We start from the raw sequence: 2,500 nt of genomic DNA, 5'->3' as shown, positions 1-2,500 counted from the left end.
CCGTCGTGGAGAGGGCAACAACCCTGACCACCATCTAAGGTCCCTAAGTTATGGCTAAGTGGGAAAGGATGTGAGGATCCCAAAACAACCAGGATGTTGGCTTAGAAGCAGCCATCATTTAAAGAAAGCGTAACAGCTCACTGGTCTAAATAAGGGTCTTTGCGCCGAAAATGTACCGGGGCTCAAGCCATACACCGAAGCTGTGGATGCACTTAATGTGCGTGGTAGCGGAGCGTTCTGTAAGTCTGTGAAGGGAGACCCGTGAGGGCTCCTGGAGATATCAGAAGTGAGAATGCTGACATGAGTAACGATAAAGAGTGTGAGAGACACTCTCGCCGAAAGTCCAAGGGTTCCTGCTTAAAGTTAATCTGAGCAGGGTTAGCCGGCCCCTAAGGCGAGGCAGAAATGCGTAGTCGATGGGAACCACGTTAATATTCGTGGGCCTGCAGGTAGTGACGGATCGTGTGTATTGTCAGGTCTTATTGGATTGATCTGGCAGTGAAGCGGTTCCAGGAAATAGCTCCTGCATATAGACCGTACCCTAAACCGACACTGGTGGACTGGTAGAGAATACCAAGGCGCTTGAGAGAACTGCGTTGAAGGAACTCGGCAAAATGCACGCGTAACTTCGGAAGAAGCGTGACCCTTTTTTGCGCAAGCAGATGAGGGTGGCACAGACCAGGGGGTAGCGACTGTTTACCAAAAACACAGGGCTCTGCGAAGTCGCAAGACGACGTATAGAGTCTGACGCCTGCCCGGTGCCGGAAGGTTAAGAGGAGAGGTGCAAGCCTTGAATTGAAGCCCCGGTAAACGGCGGCCGTAACTATAACGGTCCTAAGGTAGCGAAATTCCTTGTCGGGTAAGTTCCGACCTGCACGAATGGCGTAACGACTTCCCCGCTGTCTCCAACGCAGACTCAGTGAAATTGAATTCCCCGTGAAGATGCGGGGTTCCTGCGGTTAGACGGAAAGACCCCGTGCACCTTTACTATAGCTTTACACTGGCATTCGTGACGTTATGTGTAGGATAGGTGGTAGACTTTGAAGCAGGGACGCCAGTTCTTGTGGAGTCATCCTTGAAATACCACCCTTAATCTTATGGATGTCTAACTGCGGCCCGTTATCCGGGTCCAGGACCGTGTATGGTGGGTAGTTTGACTGGGGCGGTCGCCTCCTAAAGAGTAACGGAGGCGCGCGATGGTAGGCTCAGAACGGTCGGAAATCGTTCGCTGAGTGCAATGGCATAAGCCTGCCTGACTGCGAGACTGACAAGTCGAGCAGAGACGAAAGTCGGTCATAGTGATCCGGTGGTCCCGAGTGGAAGGGCCATCGCTCAACGGATAAAAGGTACGCCGGGGATAACAGGCTGATGACCCCCAAGAGTCCATATCGACGGGGTTGTTTGGCACCTCGATGTCGACTCATCGCATCCTGGGGCTGGAGCAGGTCCCAAGGGTATGGCTGTTCGCCATTTAAAGCGGTACGTGAGTTGGGTTCAGAACGTCGTGAGACAGTTCGGTCCCTATCTGCCGTGGGTGTAGGAATATTGAAAGGATCTGTCCCTAGTACGAGAGGACCGGGATGGACGTATCTCTGGTGGATCTGTTGTCGCGCCAGCGGCATAGCAGAGTAGCTATATACGGACTAGATAACCGCTGAAGGCATCTAAGCGGGAAACTAACCTTAAAACGAGTATTCCCTATCAGAGCCGTGGAAGACTACCACGTTGATAGGCCGGGTGTGGAAGTGCGGCAACGCATGTAGCTTACCGGTACTAATAGCTCGATCGACTTGATCATTCTCATTATCAATATCCATCAAACGTTATCGAAGATAACTTTGATGTTTCTTTATCCCTCACGCCTTATTCACTTCGTGAATGGCTCCGGGAGGGCGCCGAAATATCGGCGGCACACAGTCGTGTGCTAATTGTTTATAAGTGCTCTATAAATGCACTGAATTATCTGCACGAAAGAAAAACAGCTTCTCAACCCATTTTATGCGCTTTGCTGACCTGGTGGTTATTGCGGAGCGGCTGCACCCGATCCCATTCCGAACTCGGCCGTGAAACGCTCCAGCGCCGATGGTACTTTGTCTTAAGGCACGGGAGAGTAGGTCGCTGCCAGGTCTGCTAATCGCATAAAATGATAATCATCTTCTCTAAACAGAACATTCAATTTAAAAACGCTCAAAGCGTTCAAAAAAAATAACAGCCAGATTAATCAATTCCAAACTGGCTCAATGCCTTAATCAAAATGCTGTGCTCAGAACAAAAATAACAGCATCTAAATTAAGCAGTAAGCGTGAAACACGCAAAAGTTTGATCTAAGGGCTGGAGCAGCCCCTGTTCAACCGCAGACGGCAAAGCCGGCGAGGATGAACAAAACAAAAAACGGGCTGAATGCCCAAAGCTCAAAAGTTTAGCGCGGGGTGGAGCAGCCCGGTAGCTCGTCAGGCTCATAACCTGAAGGCCGCAGGTTCAAATCCTGCCCCCGCAACCA

At 50.8% G+C, this 2,500-nt stretch carries 1 tRNA gene and 2 rRNA genes (1 of these 3 cut by a window edge); all 3 read left to right on the top strand.

Annotated features, from left to right (window positions below):
- Positions 1 to 1,798: ribosomal RNA gene (locus ABDZ76_RS17325) — 23S ribosomal RNA — on the top strand; it begins 1,017 nt to the left of the window's first position.
- A 214-nt stretch (positions 1,799 to 2,012) separates the two neighbouring features.
- Positions 2,013 to 2,127, top strand: a 5S ribosomal RNA gene (gene rrf, locus ABDZ76_RS17320).
- Positions 2,128 to 2,423: 296 nt separating this feature from the next.
- Positions 2,424 to 2,500: transfer RNA gene (locus ABDZ76_RS17315), tRNA-Met, on the top strand.

The sequence above is a fragment of the Paenochrobactrum glaciei genome (assembly GCF_039522165.1).
GTDB classification, from domain to species: domain Bacteria; phylum Pseudomonadota; class Alphaproteobacteria; order Rhizobiales; family Rhizobiaceae; genus Paenochrobactrum; species Paenochrobactrum glaciei.
Note: the sequence above shows the minus strand (reverse complement) of the source record. Positions and strands in the feature narration are given on the sequence as shown.